Source organism: Streptomyces sp. PA03-3a (genome assembly GCF_033792735.1).
Lineage (GTDB): Bacteria > Actinomycetota > Actinomycetes > Streptomycetales > Streptomycetaceae > Actinacidiphila.
Genome location: NZ_JARAVM010000007.1, coordinates 37269 through 56700 on the forward strand (window position 1 = coordinate 37269; position 19432 = coordinate 56700).

Genomic DNA, 19432 nt, shown 5'->3' on the forward strand with positions numbered 1-19432 from the left:
CCTACTCCCCGCCCTCCAGGTCGCCCTCGGTCTCCAGGAAGGCCTGGCGGAGCTGCGCGACGACCTCGGGGTCCGGCTCGGCCCACATGCCGCGCGACTCCGCCTCCAGCAGCCGCTCCGCCATGCCGTGCAGGGCCCAGGGGTTGGCCTCCTGGAGGAAGGCGCGGTTCTCCGGGTCCAGGACGTAGGTGCGGGCCAGCTTGTCGTACATCCAGTCGGCCACGACGCCGGTCGTGGCGTCGTAGCCGAAGAGGTAGTCGACGGTGGCGGCCAGTTCGAAGGCGCCCTTGTAGCCGTGCCGCCGCATCGCGGCGATCCAGCGGGGGTTGACGACCCGGGCCCGGAAGACCCGGGAGGTCTCCTCCGCAAGGGAGCGGGTGCGCACCGTCTCCGGCCGGGTGGAGTCGCCGATGTACGCCTCGGGGGCACGGCCGGTCAGCGCGCGGACGGTGGCGACCATGCCGCCGTGGTACTGGTAGTAGTCGTCGGAGTCGGCGATATCGTGCTCGCGGGTGTCGGTGTTCTTCGCGGCCACCGCGATCCGCCGGTAGGCGGTCTCCATCTCCTCGCGGGCCGGGCGCCCGTCGAGGCCTCGCCCGTAGGCGTAGCCGCCCCAGACGGTGTAGACCTCGGCGAGGTCGGCGTCACTGCGCCAGTCCCGGCTGTCGATCAGCTGCAGCAGGCCCGCCCCGTACGTCCCCGGCCGGGAGCCGAAGATGCGGGTCGTGGCCCGCCGCTCGTCGCCGTGGGCGGCGAGGTCGGCGCGCGTGTGGGCGCGCACGAAGTTGGCCCCGTCCGGCTCCTCGAGACCGGCGACCAGCCGCACGGCGTCGTCCAGCAAGCCCACGACGTGCGGGAACGCGTCCCGGAAGAAGCCGCTGATGCGCAGGGTGACATCGACGCGCGGACGGCCCAGCTCCTGCGCCGGGACGGCCTCGACCCCGGTGACGCGGCGGGACGCGTCGTCCCACACCGGCCGCACGCCCAGCAGCGCCAGCGCCTCGGCAACGTCGTCGCCCGCGGTGCGCATCGCGCTGGTGCCCCACAGCGACAGGCCCACCGACTGCGGCCAGGTGCCGTCGTTGTCCTCGCGGTAGCGGGCCAGCAGAGAGTCGGCGAGGGCCTGGCCGGTCTCCCAGGCGAGCCTGCTCGGCACGGCCTTGGGGTCGACGGAGTAGAAGTTGCGGCCGGTCGGCAGCACGTTGACCAGGCCTCGCAGCGGCGAGCCGGAGGGGCCCGCGGGCACGAAGCCGCCGTTCAGCGCGTGCACGACGGCCTCGGCCTCGTCCGTCGTACGGGCCAGCCGCGGCACGACCTGCCGGGCGGCGAAGTCCAGGACGCGGGCGACGTCCTCGGGCAGGCCCCCCGCGACCTGGGCGACGGACTCCGGCGCCCAGCCTGCGTCCTCCATGGCCTGCACCAGGGCACGGGCCTGCTCCTCGGCGGCGTCGGCGGTCAGCCGTGTCGCCTTCGACTCGTCCAGGCCGAGGGCCTCCCGCAGGCCCGGCAGCGCGGCCGTACCGCCCCAGATCTGCCGGGCGCGCAGGATCGCGAGCACCAGGTTGACCCGCTCGGCACCGGTCGGGGCCTGGCCCAGCACATGCAGACCGTCGCGGATCTGGGCGTCCTTGATCTCGCAGAGCCAGCCGTCGACGTGCAGCAGGAAGTCGTCGAACTCCGCGTCGTGCGGCCGGTCCTCCAGGCCCAGGTCGTGGTCGAGCTTGGCGGCCTGGATCAGCGTCCAGATCTGGGCGCGGACGGCGGGCAGCTTGGCCGGGTCCATGGAGGCGATCGCGGCGTGCTCGTCGAGCAGTTGCTCCAGGCGCGCGATGTCGCCGTAGGAGTCGGCGCGGGCCATCGGCGGCACGAGGTGGTCGACGAGGGTGGCGTGGGCACGGCGCTTGGCCTGCGTGCCCTCGCCGGGGTCGTTGACGAGGAACGGGTAGATCAGCGGCAGGTCGCCGAGGGCGGCATCGGGACCGCAGGCGGCGGACAGGGCCGCGTTCTTGCCGGGCAGCCACTCCAGGTTGCCGTGCTTGCCCAGGTGGATCACCGCGTCCGCGCCGAAGCCTCCGTCGGCCTCGGCGGCGGCGATCCAGCGGTAGGCGGCGAGGTAGTGGTGGGAGGGCGGCAGGTCCGGGTCGTGGTAGATCGCGATCGGGTTCTCGCCGAAGCCGCGCGGAGGCTGGATGAGGATCAGCAGGTTGCCGCGGCGCAGTGCCGCCAGCACGATCTCGCCCTCGGGGTCGGCGCTGGTGTCGACGAACATCGCGCCGGGCGGCGGCCCCCAGTGCTCCGTCACCGCATCGCGCAGCTCCCGCGGCAGCGCGGCGAACCAGCGGCGGTAGTCGGCGGCCGGGATGCGGACCGGGTTGGCGGCTAGCTGCTCCTCGGTCAGCCAGTCCTGGTCGTGGCCGCCCGCGTCGATCAGGGCCCGGATCAGCTCGTCGCCGTCACCGGAGACCAGGCCCGGGATCTCCTCCCCGGGCCCGAAGTCCCAGCCCTCGGCGCGCAGCCGGCGCAGCAGGGCGACCGCGCTGGCGGGGGTGTCGAGCCCCACCGCGTTGCCGATGCGGGAGTGCTTGGTCGGGTACGCGGACAGCACGAGCGCCAGACGGCGCTCCGCGACCGGGATGTGCCGCAGCCGTGCGTGGCGGACGGCGATGCCCGCGACACGGGCGGCGCGCTCGGCGTCGGGGGCGTAGACGGGCAGGCCGTCCTCGTCGATCTCCTTGAAGGAGAACGGGACGGTGATCAGCCGGCCGTCGAACTCGGGGACGGCGACCTGCGTCGCGGCGTCCATCGGGGACAGTCCCTCGTCGCTGCCCTCCCACACCTCGCGGGAGGAGGTCAGGCAGAGCGCCTGCAGCACCGGCACGTCCAGCGAGGCGAGCGCGCCCGCGTCCCAGGCCTCCTCGTCGCCGCCCGCCGAGGCGTCGGCCGGGCGGGTGCCACCGGCCGCCAGCACGGTGGTGACGACGGCGTCCACGCCCCGCAGGGCGTCGAGCAGTTCGGGTTCGGGCGCGCGTAGCGAGGCCACGTACAGCGGCAGCGCCCGGGCGCCGGCCTGCTCGACCGCGGCGCAGAGGGCCTCCACGAAGGCGGTGTTGCCGCTCATGTGGTGGGCCCGGTAGTAGAGCACGGCGACCAGCGGGCCGTCCGCCACCGCGGCGGCGCGCTCCAGCCTGCCCCAGGAAGGCGCGGAGGCGGGGGGCTCGAAGCCGTGGCCGGTGAGCAGCACCGTGTCGGACAGGAAGCGGGCCAGCTGCCCCAGGTTGGCCGGGCCGCCGTGCGCGAGGTACGCGTGGGCCTCGGCCGCGATCCCGACGGGGACGGTGGACAGCTCCATCAGCTGTGCGTCCGGGGCCTGTTCACCGGTGAGCACGACCACCGGCCGGGGTCCCGCGAGGAGGGCGTCCAGGCCCTCCTCCCAGGCACGGCGCCCGCCGAGGAGCCGTACGACGACCAGTTCGGCGCCGTCGAGGAGGCCGGGCAGGTCCTCCTGCGGCAGCCGGGCGGGGTTGGCGAAGCGGAACGGGACGGGGCCGCCGGCGGCGTTCGCGGCGCGGGCGCTGAGCAGGTCGGTGTCGGAGGTCGACAGCAGCAGGATCACGTCGGACGTGCCTTCCTCGGGGTCCGCGCCCCGGGCCGGTGGAGGACGGCGGGAGTTCCTGGCTCCCAGGGCCCGGCGTTCGCGCGCCGACCCCGGTGACAGTGGCGGGACCGCACCGGAATCGCACCGGTTTCCTCCGCTGATGCCGTCGATGGCGTGGGCGCGGCTGGGTGGCCTGCCCGCGCAGCATAGTAAGCGCTGGGCCTGCCGGAAGGACCCCTCGGGCCACACGTCCCCGGAGTACCCGCAGGTATGCTCGCGGCCATGCCGTCGCCCTCCGATCCCCCCGTGAGCGGCGCCTTCGCCGCAGCGACGGCGGGGCGCGGACGCGACGACGCCTGCCCCGGAGCACTGCGGCTGCACGCCGCCGACGACGGCGCCCTGGCCCGGATCCGCGTCCCCGGCGGCCTGCTGACGCTACGTCAGGCCGAGGCTGCGGCGACCGCCGCGGACCGCCTCGGCGACGGCCGCATCGACCTCACCTCCCGCGGGAACCTGCAGGTGCGCGGGCTCCGCGACCCCGGCGCGGGGACGGAGCTGGCGGCACTGCTCGGCGAGGCCGGACTGCTGCCCTCGTGGGCCCACGAACGGGCCCGCAACCTCGTCGCCTCCCCGCTCGCCGGACTCGACGGCCGGGGCCACGGCGACCTGCGCGGCCTGATACGGGACATGGACGCCCTGCTGTGCGCGAGCCCGGCCGCCGCCGGGCTCTCGGGGCGCTTCCTCTTCGCCCTCGACGACGGCCGCGGCGACACCGCCGCGCTCGGCGCCGATGTGACATTGATCGCGCGGCCCGGCGGCGCCACGGCCGAACTCCGCCTCGCGGGACGGCCCGTCGCGCTGGTACCGGCCGCCGACGCGCCGCGCTGGGCGGTGCGCGCCGCGGAGGCCTTCCTGACGCTCGCCGCCGAACGCGGCGCCCGTGCCTGGCGGATCGCCGACATCGACCCGGACGGCACCGCGATCGCCGCGCTGCTCCGTGCGGAAGGCGCCCCGCCCGCGGGGCCCCCGGACGCCACCGCCGGCGGCCCGCCCCCGCTCGGCCTCGTTCCCCACCCCGACGGAACCACCTGCGCGCTGTCCGTGGGCGTACGCCTGGGCCGGCTCACCACCGGGGCCTGGCGGCTGCTCGCGCGGATCGCCGGAACCGGCGCCGGGGAGCTGCGGGTCACCCCCTGGCGCGGTGTCGTCCTGCCGGGCCTGCCGCGCGCCGCCGCGCGGGAGGCGCTGGACCGCCTGGCCGCGGCCGGCCTCCTGACCGGCGAGGAGTCCCCGTGGCGCGGCGTGACCGCCTGCGCGGGACGCCCGGGATGCGCCAAGTCGCAGGCGGACGTCCGCGCCGACGCCGGGGCCGCACTGCGCGACGCCGCCCCCGAGCCGGGGCACCGCCTGCTGCCCGCGCACTTCTCCGGCTGCGAACGCCGCTGCGGCCACCCGGACGGCTCGTGGGTCGACGTGCTCGCCGGCGCCGACGGCCGCTACCGCGTCGCCGTGGCCGGCGCCGCCTCCGACGCCACCGCCGCGGACCTGTCCGCGGCGGATCTGCCCGCCGCCCTGGACACCGCCCGCCGCACCAGCACCCCACCACCCCCGAGGACGACGTGATCGAGTACGAGAAGGACGGACCGGAGATCTACCGTCAGTCCTTTGCCATCATCCGCGCCGAGGCGGAACTCGACGGTCTGCCACCGGACGTGGCGCAGGTCGCCGTCCGCATGATCCACGCCTGCGGCATGACCGACCTCGTACGGGACCTGGCCTACAGCCCGTCGGTGGTCGCGGACGCGCGCGCCGCGCTGCGCGCCGGGGCGCCGATCCTCTGCGACGTGCAGATGGTCGCCAGCGGCGTCACCCGCAAGCGGCTGCCCGCGGACAACGAGGTGGTCTGCACCCTCTCCGACCCCGCCGTCCCGGCGCTCGCCGCCGAACTCGGCACCACCCGCAGCGCCGCCGCCATGGAACTGTGGCGGGACCGCCTGGAAGGCGCCGTCGTCGCCGTCGGCAACGCCCCGACCTCCCTGTTCCGGCTGCTGGAGATGATCGAGGCGGGCGCACCGCGTCCGGCCGCGGTCATCGGCGTGCCCGTCGGCTTCGTCGGCGCCGCCGAGTCCAAGGACGCCCTGGCCGCGCACCCCTCCGGTCTGGAGCACCTGGTGGTGCGGGGCCGGCGCGGCGGCAGCGCCCTGGCGGCCGCCGCCCTCAACGCCCTTGCGACGGAAAGCGAAATCCTATGACCACCGGCCGTCTCTACGGAGTGGGCCTCGGCCCCGGCGACCCCTCCCTGATGACCGTGCGGGCCGTGGAGGTCATCCGCTCCGCCGACGTCATCGCGTACCACTGCGCCCGGCACGGCCGCAGCATCGCCCGCTCCATCGCCGCGGCGCACATCCGCCCCGAGCAGGTCGAGGAGCGGCTGATGTACCCGGTGACGACGGAGACCACCGACCACCCCGGCGGCTACCGGGGAGCGCTGGACGACTTCTACGCCGAGTCCGCGGAACTCCTCGCCGCGCACCTGGACGCCGGGCGCACCGTCGCCGTGCTCGCGGAGGGCGATCCGCTCTTCTACGGCTCGTACATGCACATGCACAAGCGGCTCGCCGACCGCTACCCCGCCGAGGTGATCCCCGGCGTCACCTCCGTCAGCGCCGCCGCCGCCCGCATAGGGCGGCCCCTGGTGGAGGGCGAGGAGGTGCTGACGATCCTGCCCGGCACCCTGCCGGAGGAGGAGCTCGCCGCGCGCCTCGCGACGGCGGACGCGGCGGCCGTGATGAAGCTCGGCCGCACCTTCCCCGCCGTGCGCCGGGCCCTGGAGGCGGCCGGGCGGCTGGAGGACGCGCACTACGTCGAGCGGGCCACGATGGACGCCGAGCGCCGGGAGATGCTGGCCCACGTCGACCCGGAGTCCGTGCCCTACTTCGCCGTCGCCGTGCTGCCCAGCCGCGTCGACGAGCGACCCGCCGCGGAACCGTCCCCGGAGGACGGCGAGGTCGTGGTCGTCGGGCTCGGCCCGGCCGGGCCGATGTGGCTGACGCCGGAGGCGAGGTCCGCGCTCGCCGGGGCCGACGAACTCGTCGGCTACACCACCTACATGGACCGGGTGCCGGTCCGTCCCGGGCAGCCGCGGCACGCCTCCGACAACCGTGTCGAGGCCGAACGCGCCGAGTTCGCCCTCGACCTCGCCCGGCGCGGGCGGAGGGTCGCCGTGGTGTCCTCGGGCGACCCGGGCGTCTTCGCCATGGCCACGGCCGTGCTGGAGGCCGCCTCCGCCGAGCCCTACCTCGGCGTCCGGGTGCGGGTCGTGCCCGGCATCACCGCCGCCCAGTCGGCGGCGGCGCTCGCGGGCGCGCCCCTCGGCCACGACTACGCGGTCGTCTCGCTCTCCGACCGGCTCAAGCCCTGGACGGTCGTCGAGGAGCGGCTGCGCGCCGCCACGTCCGCCGACCTCGTGCTCGCCCTCTACAACCCGGCCTCCCACAGCCGCCGGACGCAGTTGGAGAACGCGCTGAAGGTGCTGCGCGAGGGCCGTGTGCCGGGTACGCCCGTGGTCGTCGCGCGGGACGTCGGCGGCCCCGAGCAGGCCGTACGGGTCACGACACTGGAGGACCTGGACCCGGCGACCGTCGACATGCGGTGCGTGCTGCTGGTCGGCTCCTCGCAGACGAGGACGGTACGGCGCGGCGACGGCACCACGGTGGTGTGGACGCCCCGGCGGTACCCGGCCTGACGCCGGGGCCCCCGGCTCAGGCCGTGCGCGCGCGGAGCCACTCCAGCGCGCCCGGCACGTCCGGGACGACGGGCACACCCCCGGGGACGGGCGGGCGCTCCACGACGACCACGGGCAGGCCCAGTTCGCGGGCGGCCGCGAGCTTGGGCGCGGTGGCGGTGCCGCCGCTGTCCTTGGTGACCAGCACGTCCACGCGGTGCCGGCGCATCAGCTCCAGCTCCCCGCCCAGGGTGAACGGGCCCCGGTCCAGCAGCACCTCCATCAGCGGCGGGTGCGGCGGTTCCGGGGCGTCCACCGAACGCACCAGGAACCACAGGTCGGTGACTCCGGCGAAGGCCCCCAGCCCCGTACGGCCCGTGGTGAGGAAGACCCGCCGCCCGAGCCCCGGCAGCACGCGCGCAGCCTCGGCCAGCGAGGCCACCGGGTGCCTGCGGTCCCCGGGACCGGCGACCCAGCCGGGGCGGCGCAGGGCGAGCAGGGGAACATGGGTGGCCGAGGCCGCCTCGGCGGCGTTGAAGGACATCGTCCCGGCGAAAGGATGGGTGGCGTCGATGACCACGTCGACCGCGTGCGCGCTCAGCCACGCCGCGAGCCCCGCCGGGCCGCCGAAACCGCCGGTGCGCACCTCCCCGGGCGGCAGCCGCGGCCGTTCCACCCGTCCCGCGAGCGAGCTGGTCACCCGCCACGCCGCCGGGTCGGCGGCCAGCGCCTCCGCGAGGCGGCGCCCCTCGGTGGTGCCGCCCAGGACGAGGACGTGCCGCTGTCTGCCGGTCATCCTCGCACCCTACGGTGCGCGGTGAGCGGCGGCCGGAGCGCCCAGCTGGAACGGACCGGGCTGCGGCACGGCTGGACCACCGGCGCCTGCGCGACGGCGGCCGCCACCGCCGCGTACACCGCCCTGCTGGGCGGCGAGTTCCCCGACCCGGTGACGATCACCCTGCCCAAGGGGCAGCGGCCCGCCTTCGCCCTCGCGGTGGAGGAGCGCGGCCCCGGCCGGGCCATGGCCGGCGTCGTGAAGGACGCCGGCGACGACCCCGACGTCACCCACGGCGCCCTGGTCCGGGCCACGGTGCGCCACGGCGCCCCGGGCAGCGGGGTCGTCTTCCGCGCCGGTCCGGGTGTCGGCACGGTCACCCGCCCCGGCCTCCCGCTGGCCGTCGGCGAACCCGCCGTGAACCCCGTCCCGCGCATGATGATGCGCGAGCACCTCGCGGAGGTGGCCGCCCGCCACGGCGCCGTCTGCGACGCCGAGATCACCGTCTCCATAGACGGCGGCGAGGAGTTGGCGCGCCGCACCTGGAACCCGCGGCTCGGCATCCTCGGCGGGCTGTCGGTGCTCGGCACCACCGGCATCGTGGTGCCGTACTCCTGCTCGGCCTGGATCGACAGCATCCGGCGCGGGGTGGATGTGGCACGTGCGGCCGGCCGCACGCACGTCGCGGGCTGCACGGGGTCGACCTCCGAGAAGGTGGCCGTCGCCGTGCACGGCCTGCCCGAGGACGCGCTGCTCGACATGGGGGACTTCGCGGGCGCCGTGCTGAAGTACCTGCGCCGCCACCCGGTGCCGCGGCTCACGATCGCGGGCGGCTTCGCCAAGCTCTCCAAACTGGCCGCGGGCCACCTCGACCTGCACTCCTCCCGCTCCCAGGTCGACAAGGCCTTCCTCGCCGACTTGGCCCGTCGCGGCGGCGCGGACGAGGCCCTGGCCGAGGCCGTCGCCACCGCCAACACCGGCCTGCAGGCCGTGCAGTCGTGCCTCGCCCACGGCGTCCCGCTCGGCGACCTCGTCGCCGAGGCCGCCCGCCGCACCGCCATGGGCGTCCTCCGCGAGGCGCCCGTCGCGGTCGACGTCCTCTGCATCGACCGCGCCGGGACGATCGTCGGCCGCGCGGGCTGACGGTGCGGGTGGGGCGGTGTCGGCGGGTGGCCGCCTGTCTCGTCGTCTCGCTCCCTTCGGTCGCGAAGATGCGGGCTGCGGATGGGGAGGGTGGCGGTCCGGGGCTTCGCCGCAGTGTGCGGGTGGCTTCGTGGTGCGGGTTCAGGCGCCGGAGCGGGGTGCCTTTCCGGTGACGCGGGTCTCGTTGCCGTCCGCGGGTGCAGATGGCCGCTTCCACGCCCACTGCCCGTGGTGGGCGCGCCCGCCGTATCCGGCGACTGCCGCTGCTTCGGGGTGCTGCCGAAGGGCGGGCGGGACATCGGGCTCGCTTTCGCCGCTATGTCGGCGGAACAGAGCCCGATGTCGGGGAAGCACCCGAAGACGCCGGTCACGTCGGGCGCGCCGCCCACGAACGGTGGGCGTCGCAACCGGCCATCTGCACCCGCGGACGGCGACGAGACCGGCAGCCAATGAACAACCGGCCCCGCTCCGGGCCTGAGCCCCACCACGAACCCACCCGCACACCGCCGAGGAGGGCGCCCCCACCCTCCCGATCCGCAGCCCGCATCCTTGCGACCGAAGGGAGCGAGACGGCGGGAAAGCCGACCCACCACCCTTGCCCCCTACGAGGAGGCGCCGCACTCCGTCGCGTGGCGGTGGACGCGCTCCGCCGAGTACAGGTGGCTGTCGCGGAACTGCTCCGCGCCCAGCGTGCGGCCCACGATGATGACCGCCGTACGGACCACACCGGCCGCCTTCACCTGGTCCGCGATGTCCGCGAGCGTCCCGCGCAGCACCAGCTCGTCGGGGCGCGAGGCCATCGCGACGACGGCCGCCGGGCAGTCCGCCCCGTAGTGCGGGGTGAGTTCGGCCACCACACGGTCGACGTAGCGGGCCGCCAGGTGCAGCACCATCAGCGCACCGCTGCGGCCCAGGGTCGCCAGGTCCTCGCCCTCCGGCATGGGCGTGGCCTGCTGCGCGACCCGGGTGAGGATGACGGTCTGGCCGACGGTCGGCACCGTCAGCTCCCGCTTCAGGGCCGCCGCGGCCGCCGCGAACGCGGGGACGCCGGGGACGACCTCGTACGGAACTCCGGCCGCGTCGAGACGGCGCATCTGCTCGGCGACGGCGCTGAACACGGAGGGGTCGCCCGAGTGCAGCCGGGCCACGTCGTGGCCCTCCTCGTGGGCGCGGACCAGCTCCTCGGTGATCCGGTCGAGCGTGAGCTGCGCCGTGTCCACCAGCCGCGCGTCCGGCGGGCACTCGGCGAGCAGTTCGCGGGGAACGAGGCTCCCCGCGTACAGGCACACCTTGCTGGCCGCCAGGATCCGCAGGCCGCGCAGGGTGATCAGGTCGGCGGCGCCGGGTCCGGCGCCGATGAAGTGGACGGTCATGGCTGCGCTCCCGCGGGTTTGACGGCGGACCACTGGGTGACGGGCATGGCCTGGCGCCAGCCCGTGAAGCCGCCGACCGGGGCGGCGTGCGCGACGGCGAGCCGGACGAGCTCGCCCCCGTACCGTGCGTACCAGCGGGCGAGCAGGGCCTCGGACTCCAGCGTGACGGTGTTGGCGACCAGCCGCCCGCCCGGGCGCAGGGCCGCCCAGCAGGCCTCCAGGAGGCCGGGCGCGGTGAGCCCGCCGCCGACGAAGACGGCGTCGGGGACGGGCAGTCCGTCCAGCGCCGCCGGGGCGGCCCCGGTCACCACCCGCAGCGCCGGGACGCCGAGCGCGACCGCGTTCCGCCCGATGCGCTCCGCGCGGACGGCGTCGCGCTCCACGGTGACCGCGCGGCAGGTGCGGTGCGCCCGCATCCACTCGACGGCGATCGAGCCCGAACCGCCGCCCACGTCCCACAGCAGCTCGCCGGGCGCGGGCGCGAGCGCGGCGAGGGTCGCGGCCCGTACGTGGCGCTTGGTGAGCTGCCCGTCGTGCTCGTACGCCGTGTCCGGCAGCCCGGGGACCAGGCCCAGCCGCGGTGCGGCGGGGTCCGCGGCGCACTCGACCGCGACGACGTTCAGCGGATCGCCGGGCGGGTGCGGCCAGTCGCCGGCGGTGCCGTCCACGATCCGTTCGCGGGCCGAGCCCAGCTGCTCCAGCAGCCGCAACCTGCTCGCGCCGTAGCCCCGTTCGCGCAGCAGCCCGGCCACCGCGGCGGGGGTGTCCGCGTCCCGGCTCAGCACCAGCACCCGGCGCCCGTCGTGCAGCGCGCCCGCCAGCGCGGGCAGCGGCCGCCCGACCAGGCTCACCACATCGGTGTCCTCCACGGCCCAGCCGAGCCGCGCGCAGGCGTACGACACCGACGAGGGGTGCGGGAGCACCCGCAGCCGCTCCGCGCCCAGCACCTCGCCGAGCGTCCGCCCGATGCCGTGGAACATGGGGTCGCCGCTGGCCAATACCGCGATCCGGCGCCCCGCGTGGGCGGCGATCAGCCCTGGCACGGCCGGCCGCAGCGGCGACGGCCAGGCGACCCGCTCGGCGGTGACCTCGGGGGGCAGCAGTTCGAGCTGGCGCGGGCCGCCGACGACGACCGCGGCACCGGTGAGCGCCTCCCGCGACGCCGCGGTCAGTCCGGCCCAGCCGTCGGCGCCGATACCGACGACGGCCACGGGGGCGGACGCGTCGTCGTCCATCACGGTCACCTCGGGAGTCGGCGGGAACGGTCGGGCACAGAAGCCGCACTCTACGTGACGTGCCAGGTGAGCCCCGGGCCCGGGGCCACTACCCTCGGACTCGTGGCAACCGACTCCCTGGCCGTCGGCCAGCGTTCGCTCGGTGACCCAGCCGTCGGCTACCCCCTGTGGCCGCCGCTGACGGAGGGCTGCCCGCGCACGAGCACGGACGGCGTCTCCTACCCCGTCGAGGTCGACTACGCCTACGACCGCGTCCCGGAGGGCCTGTTCGCCTCCCCGGGCGCCACCGCCGCCCGGCACGGCCTGGACCGCTGGGCACCGCTGCTGCCGCCGCTCGCGGCGCCGGGGCTGGGCGAGGGCGGCACCCCGCTGGTCGACCTGGGCGACGGGGTGCTGGTCAAGGACGAGTCGCGCAATCCGACGTGGAGCCACAAGGACCGTCTCAACCGCTGCACGGTCAGCGCGGCCGTCGCCTGCGGCGCGCCCGGCGTCGTCGTCGCCTCCTCCGGCAACCACGGTGCCTCGGCCGCCGCGTACGCCGCCCGGGCCGGGCTGCGCTGCGTCGTCCTCACCTCCCCGCAGCCGCCGCCGGCGGTCGTCTCCTTCCTGCACGCCTACGGCGCCGAGGTACTGCCCGTGCCCGTGGAGGCGCGCCGGCCGCTGATGCGGCGCGTCCACGAGGAGTACGGGCTCCACCCGGTGAGCAGCCTCACCCCGACGCATACCGGGCACCCCTTCGGCGCGGAGGGATACAAGACCGTCGCGTACGAGGTCTTCCGCGAAGTCGGGGTGCCCGCCGCGGTGTTCGTCCCCACCGGGTACGGGGAACTGCTCTTCGGCGTCGCCAAGGGCTTCGCCGAACTCCACCGCCTCGGCCTGGCCTGCGCCGTCCCGCGCCTGTTCAGCTGCGAGCCCGCCGCGGGCGGCCCGCTCGCCGCCGCCATCCGCCGGGGCCTGCCCGCGGTCACCGTGCCGGTCGGCGCGACGGACGCGTACTCCATCGCCTGTCAGGTGGGGGGTTACCGCGGTGTCCGGGCGATACGCGACAGCGGCGGGGAGGCCCTGCTCGTCGCCGACCCCGAACTGGCCGGGGCCCGCCGCGAACTGGCCCGCGCGGGCCTGTGGACGGAGCTGTCCGCCGCGGCCGGGCTGGCCGGCCTGCGCCAGTACGGCGCGGACCGCTTCGACGGGCCCGTGGTGTGCGTGTCCACGTCCAGCGGCTTCAAGGACATCGCGGTGGGAACCCAGCGCGTGCCCCCGCCCGCCCCGGACTGGGACACCGTCCGCCGCCGCCTGGAGTCCGCCTCCGGACCCTGAGTCGGGAGCGGGGCGGCCGCGGTCGCTCGCGGGCGGGGCCGCGTGCCGGGGCGGGCGGGCTCGCGTCAGCCGTCGCCGCGTGCCGCGTCGGCGTCCGCCGCGGCGGCGGCGCTCTCCGCGTCGTCGACGATGCGGGTGAAGTCCGCGGGTGCCGACGGGGCCCCGGCCGCCGGGGCGGTGGGGGCCGAGGCCGGGCCGCCGGACGGACCGCAGGCGGTCAGCAGTCCCGCGCAGGCCGCCGCGGCCGCGGCGAGCGCCGCGAGGCGGCGGGTCACGAGGCGGCGCCGTTGGCGTGGGAGTCGCACCAGCTGCGGACCCGCGCGAGGTCGGTGCGGCGCTTCTCCAATGTCGGCAGCAGGGACGTGCGGAAGGTCAGCCGGTCGTTGAGGTAGGTCTCGATCTCGTCGTGCCCGGCGGCCCGCGCGTTGGCGACCCGCTTCTCCAGCCGCTCGATCGAACCGCGACGGGTGACGGGCCCGTTCAGCCGCTTCAGTGCCCGGTCGATGCGCGCGTCGATCTTCCCGGCGCGCTTGCACAGGCCCTTGGCGCCGTCCCCGGTGGGGGTGGCGGCCGGGGCGGGGGTGCCCTTGCCGTCGGCGGTGGCCGGGCCGGCGAGGCCCAGCAGGGTAACGACGGTGGCCAGGGCCACGACGGTGGTGCGGTGTCGCATGACGTCCTCCTTCGGGTCGGAGGCGCGGAGCGCCTTCGCGACGGACGTTAGGGGGCGTCTTTGTGGAAACCTTGTGGCTCCCGCGGCTCCCCCGCCCGCCCGGACAGCCAGTCGCGGCGCGGCAGCGGCAGCGTCGGCTGCCCGCCGTCGCGGACGCCGCCGAGCGGCAGGCGCACCTCGAAGCGGGTGCCCGGCGCGCCGTCGGGCCGGTCGAGCACGGCGATCGTCCCCCGGTGCAGTGCGATCTGCTGGGCGACCAGGGTGAGTCCGAGCCCGGAGCCGGGGCTGTCCGCGCGCCGGTGGAAGCGGGCGAAGACGGCGGCCCGCGCCCCGGGCGGGATGCCGGGCCCGTGGTCGTCGACGGTGAGGACGAGGGCCGGGGCGTGCTCGTCCCGGCTGCGCCGCAGCGTCACCTCGACGTCGGGCCGCCCTCCCGGAGCGGCGCCGTGGACGGCGGCGTTGGTCAGCAGGTTGTCCGTCATGGACCGAAGTCCCTGCTCCCAGCCGTGGACGAGGAGCCCGGGCGCGGCCGTCACCTCGACCCTCGCCCCGGGGTGGCGCCGCCTGAGGCCGGCGGCGGAGGCGTCGACGAGTTCGGCCGCGTCGACCGGTCCGAAGGCGTCCTCCTCTACCAGGTCGCCCTGGGCGAGGGCGCGCAGCATGACCAGCAGGCCCAGCACCCGGGCGTGTTCGGCACCCAGGTCGTCCACGATCTCGTGGCGTTCGGCGGCCGGCAGGTCCGGGTGACCGGCGAGGACGTCGAGGTTGGTGCCCATGCTCATCAGCGGGTTGCGCAGCTCGTGGGAGGCGGCCGCGGCGAAGGAGCGGGCGGTGGCGAGCGCCTCGCCGGTCCTGGCGGCCTGCTCGTCGTAGCGGGCGAGCACGGTCTGCAGAGTGCGCGCCAGGTCGTCGACCTCGGTGATCCGGGTCGGGGCGTGGTCCAGACGTACGGAGCTGACGCGCGGGTCGAGGCCGCTCGCGCGCTGCTGGAGCCGGCGCAGCGGGCGGACGGCGCGGCCCGCCGCGGCCCAGGCCAGCAGCGCGGACACGGGGGCGGCCAGCAGCGCGACCGTCACCACGCGGCGGCGCACCTGCTGCACCTGGGTCTTCGTGGCCGCGTCCGGCGAGAACAGCCAGAGGGTGCCCCGGACGCCCTTGCGGCTCCCGTTCACGGGCACCGACAGCACACGCCAGCGGGCGCCGCCGGCCCGGATCGTGACCGGTGAGGGCGCCCGGGCGGGCAGCGCCGCGGACGCGTCCGGCTGGGGACCGCCCGACACCGTGCCCTCGGGGCCGGTCAGCCGGATGCCCACGTCGAGCGCGGAGCTGAACAGCCTCCGCGTACGCGCCTGTTCGGCCGCCGGACGGTCCGCGGCGGTGGCCCGCAGCAGGGCCTTGGCGTCCGTCGCGACGGCCGCGGCGCGCTCGCGCAGGTGGGCGTCCTGCTGGGCGTGCAGGTCGGCGGCGACCAGCCGGATCAGCAGCACGCCGGAGGCGAGGACGAGCAGCGGGACCACCACGCCCACGGCGAGCGCGACCCTTGTGGACAGCCTCATGCCGGGCCGCCACGGTCGTCCCGGCCGTCCCGGCCGTCCCCGTCGTCCCGCAGGACGAAGCCGACGCCGCGCACCGTGTGCAGGATCCGCGGCCTCCCGCCCGCCTCCGTCTTGCGCCGCAGATAGCTGACGAAGGTGTCCACGGCGTCCGTGCGCACGTCGAAGTCGTAGCCCCAGACCCGGTCCAGCAGCTGGTCGCGGGTCAGCACCAGGCCCGCGTTGCGCGCGAAGGCCTCCAGCAGCTCGAACTCCCGCCGGGTCAGCGCCAGGAGCTCCCCGTCGAGCCGGGCCTCCCGCGTCGCGGGGTCGACGACCAGGCCCCCGGCGCGTACCCGCCCGCCGGCGGCGGGAGGACGGCGGCGCAGCAGCGCCCGCAGCCGCAGCACCAGTTCCTGCAGCGCGAACGGCTTCACCAGGTAGTCGTCCGCGCCCGCCTGCAGTCCGGCGACCCGGTCGGCGGCCTCGTCCAGGGCGGAGAGCATCAGGACGGGAACGTCGTCGTCCTCCTCGCGCAGCGTGCGGCACACCTCGATCCCGCTGAGGTCGGGCATGGAGATGTCGAGGACGACCACGTCCGGCGCCCCGTCGCGGACGGCGGCGAGCGCGGCCCTGCCGCCGTCGGCCAGGCTCACCGAGAAGCCCTCCAGGCGCAGCCCCCGTTGCAGGGACCGGCGTATGGCCGCGTCGTCGTCGGCGACCAGGACCCGGCCGCCCGGGTGCGCTTCGGTTCTCACGGCGGCGATGGTAGGCGCATCACCGTGCCCGCGAGGAGGCCCCCCGGGGCTCCTCGCGGCGTCAGATGTCCAGCCGGTACGGCAGGAGGCAGACGACGGCGTCGGTGCGGGAGCGCAGGATCGTGGCGAGGAGGATGCCGCGCTGGTTCTGCAGGATGCGGTAGCGGGCGTGGCGCGGCTGGATCTCGGGGATGAGGACGGCGATCTGGCGGCCGTCCTGCGACATGCGGCGGACGTAGGAGAGGATCGGCAGCACCAGTGAGCGGTGCGGGCTCTCGAGGACGTCGAGGCGGACGCCGGGCTGCCAGCGGGCCCACGTGTCGAGCAGTTCGCGCGCCTTGGCCTGGTCGGGTTCGACGGTGACCGCGACGACCTCGTCGCCGAGGGCGATGGCCGCGGTCAGCGCGTGCCGGGCGAGCCGGCTGACCCCGCCGAGGGGGACGATGACCAGGCTGTCGGTGCGTCGCGGCCGGTCGGGGACGGTGCCGAGGGCGAGTTCCCTGCCGACCTCCGTGTAGTAGTGCTCGATGCGGGCGAAGAGCAGCATCAGCAGCGGCACCACGACGACGACCATCCAGGCGCCCTCGGTGAACTTGGTGGTCACCAGGATCACCCCGGCCAGCGCGGTCAGCAGGGCGCCCAGTCCGTTGAGCGCCGCACGCGGCACCCAGCCGCGCGGGCGCGCCCCCGCCCAGTGCCGGACGAGCCCGGTCTGGCTGATGGTGAAGCCGGTGAACACCCCGACGGCGTAGAGCGGGATGAGCCGTTGCGTCTGCGCGTCGACGGCGACGAGCAGCAGCGCGGCCACGACCGCCAGGGCGACGACCCCGTAGCGGTAGACCGGCCGCTCGGCGCGCAGCCCGAAGACGTGGGGCAGCCGGTTGTCGCGGGCGAGCAGGCTCATCAGGACCGGCAGGCCGCCGAAGCTGGTGTTGGCGGCCAGTCCGAGGACGAGGGTGACCAGCAGATTGCTGGCGTAGTACGGCCATCCCGTGCCGAAAGAGCCGGCGGTCAGCTGGGCCAGCAGGGTCACGCCGCCGCGCGGGGCGACCTCGTCCCGGCGGATGAGGAACGCCAGCCCGATCAGCATGAGTCCCAGCAGGACGCCGAGCATCAGTTCCGTGCGCTGGGCGCGGCGCACCTTGGGCGGCCGGAAGGCGGGCACGGAGTTGGCGATGGCCTCCACCCCGGTCAGGGCGGAGCAGCCGGAGGAGAAGGCCTTCAGGACCAGCAGCACGCTCAGCGCCTCCGTCGCGTGGACGGGCTGCGCGCTGCCGACGACCGCCGCGGGGTGGGCGCGCAGCAGCCCGGCGACGACGATCCCGCCGATGCACAGCACGAACAGCGCCGCGGGCAGCATCAGCACCCGCGCGCTGTCGGCGACGCCGCGCAGGTTCACCAGGGTGAGCAGGGCCAGCCCGCCGAGGCAGATCTCCAGCAGGTAGGGGGTGAGCGAGGGGAACGCGGAGGCGAGACTGGCGGCGCCCGCGGCGAGGCTGACGGCGACGGTGAGCACGTAGTCGACGACGAGACTGCCCGCCGCCAGCAGGCTCGCCCGTGCCCCGAGGTCCTTCTTGGCCACGGCGTAGGAGCCGCCGCCGTCCGGGTGCACCGCGATGACCTGCCCGTACGAGATGACCAGGACGACCAGCAGCCCGGCGATGACCAGCATGACGGGCAGCGTCACGGTCAGCGCCGCGGTCCCGGCGGCGATCAGCACGAGGACGATGGCCTCCGGGCCGTACGCCACCGAGCTGAGGGCGTCCAGCGACAGCGCGGCGAGCCCCTGCGTGCTGGTGAGCAGGGAGCGGTCCCCTTCGCCGTGCCGCAGCGGCACCCGCGGCCGCACCTGGCGGCGTGCCAGACCGAAGGTCATCGGCGGCCCGCCGGCTGCGTCTGGCTCATCCCTGGTCTCCTCCGCCGGCGGGCCCTCCCGTCAGCCTCCGGCGGCGGCCTTCCCGGCGCAGCGCGGGGCGGCCGATCGGGTGAGCGGTCAGTCGGGCCTGGCCAGGAACTCCACGACGGCGAGGACGAGGACGACGGCGAGTGCCAGCCCGAGGACGACCCAGCCGGTCGGGTAGGACCAGAAGGCGAGCGCGAGGGCCGCGGCCGCCACGACGATCCAGCCGACCAGCGGTTTGTGGCGCACCAGCCAGGGGCCGACGGGGCCGGTCCGCAGCCCCACCCGGTGCGCCGCGTCGCCCGCGCCGCCCAGCACCGACTCCCACACCCCGCGGGTGCGGCGGGCGTACCGCCCGGGCCCGCTCAGCCAGGCGCCCAGCGCGACGACGACACCGAGCACGAACACGGCGCGGACGGTCTGGCGCAGGAAGCGGATCAGGGTGTCGTAGACCGTCCCGGCGGCCTGCTGGTCGACGCTCGCGGGCAGCGCGTCGAGGTAGATCGCCCGGAAGACGGTCAGCGCGGCGCCGAGTACGAGGGCGGCGGCGGCGAAGCCCAGCGCGGCGGCGACCAGGGCGCGGCGCCGTCGGAGGGCGAGCAGCACGCCCGCGGCCGCGAGGACGACGGTGACGATCGGCAGCCAGAAGCCGGCGAGCTGCAGGAGCCGGAAGGCGGTCCTGATCTTGCCGACCTTCTCGGAGCGGACGACGGTGAAGTCGGTGTGGACCTCGGGGATCTTCGCGGCGATGGTCAGGCCCCCGTCGACCAGCCGCTGCTTGACCTGGTCGATGACGGGGGCGAGGTCGACGGCCACGGTGTCGTTGGTGAGCTTGACCGCGCCGCCGCCCTGGCCGGTCAGCGCCTTGTCCAGCGAGCCGTGGATCCGGCGGTTGGCGTCGGTCCAGACCTTCTCGAAGGCGTCGCTGCGCACGACCTTCTCCGCCGTCGAGTGCACCAGGCTCTCGATGCCGCTGGTCAGCGGGCCGGAGACGCGGCCGAGGAGCTGGTCGAGTCGGGGGCGGTCCTGCGGGGCGACCTCGTCCAGGAGGCTCTTCACGTCGATGTGCTGCATCACCACGGACGTGATCCGGTTGGCGGCGGCGTCCTGCACGGCGGGGTCGCTCGCCAGGGGCGCGACGGTGGCGACGTAGCGGCCGGTGTCGCCGACCTCGGAGTCCACCCAGACGGCCAGCGCGCTCAGCGGCACGAAGACGCAGGCCACCACGATGAACAGGGCCGAGAAGAACGCCCGGACGGGTCGCCGGTGAGGCGGCGGGGCCTGTGGTCCGGCGCCTGCGGGAACGGTCTCCCGCGCCTCCAGTGCCGACAGCCGGGCGCGCAGTTCGGCGAGATCGTCACGCCCTTCGGGCGTTGCACCCGCCATGCCACCGCCGCCTCTCTTCACCAC

At 75.9% G+C, this 19432-nt stretch carries 15 protein-coding genes and 1 riboswitch; of the genes, 5 read left to right on the forward strand and 10 right to left on the reverse strand.

Annotation, left to right across the window (positions count from 1 at the left end; genetic code table 11):
* Window position 1: 1 nt before the first annotated feature.
* Window positions 2-3613 carry a cobaltochelatase subunit CobN gene (gene cobN / locus PV342_RS10505; RefSeq protein ID WP_400799980.1) on the reverse strand — a complete coding sequence of 1204 codons (3612 nt, stop codon included), beginning with the start codon at window positions 3611-3613 and terminating at the stop codon, window positions 2-4.
* Window positions 3614-3665: 52 nt separating this feature from the next.
* A riboswitch (cobalamin riboswitch) is annotated at window positions 3666-3750 on the reverse strand.
* Window positions 3751-3877: 127 nt separating this feature from the next.
* Here cobN and cobG point away from each other — a divergent pair.
* Genes cobG through PV342_RS10520 form a run of 3 tightly spaced genes read left to right on the forward strand, consistent with a single transcriptional unit; the run spans window position 3878 to window position 7340 of the window.
* Window positions 3878-5218, forward strand: a complete 1341-nt coding sequence (gene cobG, locus PV342_RS10510) for a precorrin-3B synthase (RefSeq protein WP_400799977.1) — start codon at window positions 3878-3880, stop codon at window positions 5216-5218.
* Window positions 5215-5847: a precorrin-8X methylmutase gene (locus PV342_RS10515; RefSeq protein ID WP_386990166.1), complete on the forward strand. Its 633-nt coding sequence runs from the start codon at window positions 5215-5217 to the stop codon at window positions 5845-5847. Before cobG ends, PV342_RS10515 begins: the two co-directional genes overlap by 4 nt.
* Window positions 5844-7340, forward strand: a complete 1497-nt coding sequence (locus tag PV342_RS10520; protein ID WP_500316741.1) for a precorrin-2 C(20)-methyltransferase — start codon at window positions 5844-5846, stop codon at window positions 7338-7340. Before PV342_RS10515 ends, PV342_RS10520 begins: the two co-directional genes overlap by 4 nt.
* 16 nt (window positions 7341-7356) lie before the next feature.
* Here PV342_RS10520 and PV342_RS10525 read toward each other — a convergent pair whose 3' ends face one another.
* Complete coding sequence (locus PV342_RS10525) at window positions 7357-8115, reverse strand: cobalt-precorrin-6A reductase (protein WP_386990162.1); 759 nt, start codon at window positions 8113-8115, stop codon at window positions 7357-7359.
* Window positions 8116-8136: 21 nt separating this feature from the next.
* Here PV342_RS10525 and PV342_RS10530 point away from each other — a divergent pair, with 21 nt between their 5' ends.
* On the forward strand, window positions 8137-9237 hold the full coding sequence (locus PV342_RS10530; protein WP_500316742.1) for a cobalt-precorrin-5B (C(1))-methyltransferase: 1101 nt from the start codon (window positions 8137-8139) through the stop codon (window positions 9235-9237).
* A 602-nt stretch (window positions 9238-9839) separates the two neighbouring features.
* Here the strand turns inward: PV342_RS10530 and cobM are convergent.
* Window positions 9840-10610 carry a precorrin-4 C(11)-methyltransferase gene (gene cobM, locus PV342_RS10535; RefSeq protein WP_400799966.1) on the reverse strand — a complete coding sequence of 257 codons (771 nt, stop codon included), beginning with the start codon at window positions 10608-10610 and terminating at the stop codon, window positions 9840-9842.
* Entirely contained in the window at window positions 10607-11845 is a 1239-nt protein-coding gene (gene cbiE / locus PV342_RS10540) for a precorrin-6y C5,15-methyltransferase (decarboxylating) subunit CbiE (RefSeq protein WP_400799961.1), read from the reverse strand. Before cbiE ends, cobM begins: the two co-directional genes overlap by 4 nt.
* A 102-nt stretch (window positions 11846-11947) precedes the next feature.
* On the opposite strand from cbiE, the gene PV342_RS10545 reads away from it, so the two are divergent.
* Window positions 11948-13162 (forward strand): threonine synthase, encoded by a 1215-nt coding sequence (locus tag PV342_RS10545; protein WP_500316743.1) that lies wholly within the window; start codon window positions 11948-11950, stop codon window positions 13160-13162.
* A gap of 65 nt (window positions 13163-13227) precedes the next feature.
* Here the strand turns inward: PV342_RS10545 and PV342_RS10550 are convergent, their stop codons facing one another.
* The 6 genes from PV342_RS10550 to PV342_RS10575 all read right to left on the reverse strand — a co-directional run bounded on the left by PV342_RS10550 (window position 13228) and on the right by PV342_RS10575 (window position 19408).
* Window positions 13228-13437 carry a hypothetical protein gene (locus PV342_RS10550; protein ID WP_329186862.1) on the reverse strand — a complete coding sequence of 70 codons (210 nt, stop codon included), beginning with the start codon at window positions 13435-13437 and terminating at the stop codon, window positions 13228-13230.
* Window positions 13434-13832 carry a hypothetical protein gene (locus tag PV342_RS10555; protein ID WP_500316744.1) on the reverse strand — a complete coding sequence of 133 codons (399 nt, stop codon included), beginning with the start codon at window positions 13830-13832 and terminating at the stop codon, window positions 13434-13436. Before PV342_RS10555 ends, PV342_RS10550 begins: the two co-directional genes overlap by 4 nt.
* A 47-nt stretch (window positions 13833-13879) precedes the next feature.
* The gene (locus PV342_RS10560) at window positions 13880-15388 is read right to left on the reverse strand and encodes a sensor histidine kinase (protein ID WP_500316745.1); all 1509 of its coding nucleotides are present in this window, start codon (window positions 15386-15388) and stop codon (window positions 13880-13882) included.
* Window positions 15385-16122, reverse strand: a complete 738-nt coding sequence (locus tag PV342_RS10565) for a response regulator transcription factor (protein WP_500316747.1) — start codon at window positions 16120-16122, stop codon at window positions 15385-15387. The genes PV342_RS10560 and PV342_RS10565 overlap by 4 nt, the downstream gene beginning before the upstream one ends.
* A gap of 61 nt (window positions 16123-16183) precedes the next feature.
* On the reverse strand, window positions 16184-17998 hold the full coding sequence (locus tag PV342_RS10570) for an APC family permease (RefSeq protein ID WP_500316748.1): 1815 nt from the start codon (window positions 17996-17998) through the stop codon (window positions 16184-16186).
* A gap of 117 nt (window positions 17999-18115) precedes the next feature.
* Window positions 18116-19408: a hypothetical protein gene (locus tag PV342_RS10575; RefSeq protein ID WP_500316750.1), complete on the reverse strand. Its 1293-nt coding sequence runs from the start codon at window positions 19406-19408 to the stop codon at window positions 18116-18118.
* Window positions 19409-19432 lie beyond the last annotated feature (24 nt).

Coding starts and splice junctions, on each gene's coding strand:
- PV342_RS10525 (WP_386990162.1), bottom strand. CDS start 8,115: ATGACCGGCAGACAGCGGCACGTCCTCGTCCTGGGCGGCACCACCGAG.
- PV342_RS10520 (WP_500316741.1), top strand. CDS start 5,844: ATGACCACCGGCCGTCTCTACGGAGTGGGCCTCGGCCCCGGCGACCCC.
- PV342_RS10570 (WP_500316748.1), bottom strand. CDS start 17,998: ATGACCTTCGGTCTGGCACGCCGCCAGGTGCGGCCGCGGGTGCCGCTG.
- PV342_RS10560 (WP_500316745.1), bottom strand. CDS start 15,388: ATGAGGCTGTCCACAAGGGTCGCGCTCGCCGTGGGCGTGGTGGTCCCG.
- PV342_RS10555 (WP_500316744.1), bottom strand. CDS start 13,832: ATGCGACACCGCACCACCGTCGTGGCCCTGGCCACCGTCGTTACCCTG.
- cbiE (WP_400799961.1), bottom strand. CDS start 11,845: ATGGACGACGACGCGTCCGCCCCCGTGGCCGTCGTCGGTATCGGCGCC.
- cobG (WP_400799977.1), top strand. CDS start 3,878: ATGCCGTCGCCCTCCGATCCCCCCGTGAGCGGCGCCTTCGCCGCAGCG.
- PV342_RS10575 (WP_500316750.1), bottom strand. CDS start 19,408: ATGGCGGGTGCAACGCCCGAAGGGCGTGACGATCTCGCCGAACTGCGC.
- cobM (WP_400799966.1), bottom strand. CDS start 10,610: ATGACCGTCCACTTCATCGGCGCCGGACCCGGCGCCGCCGACCTGATC.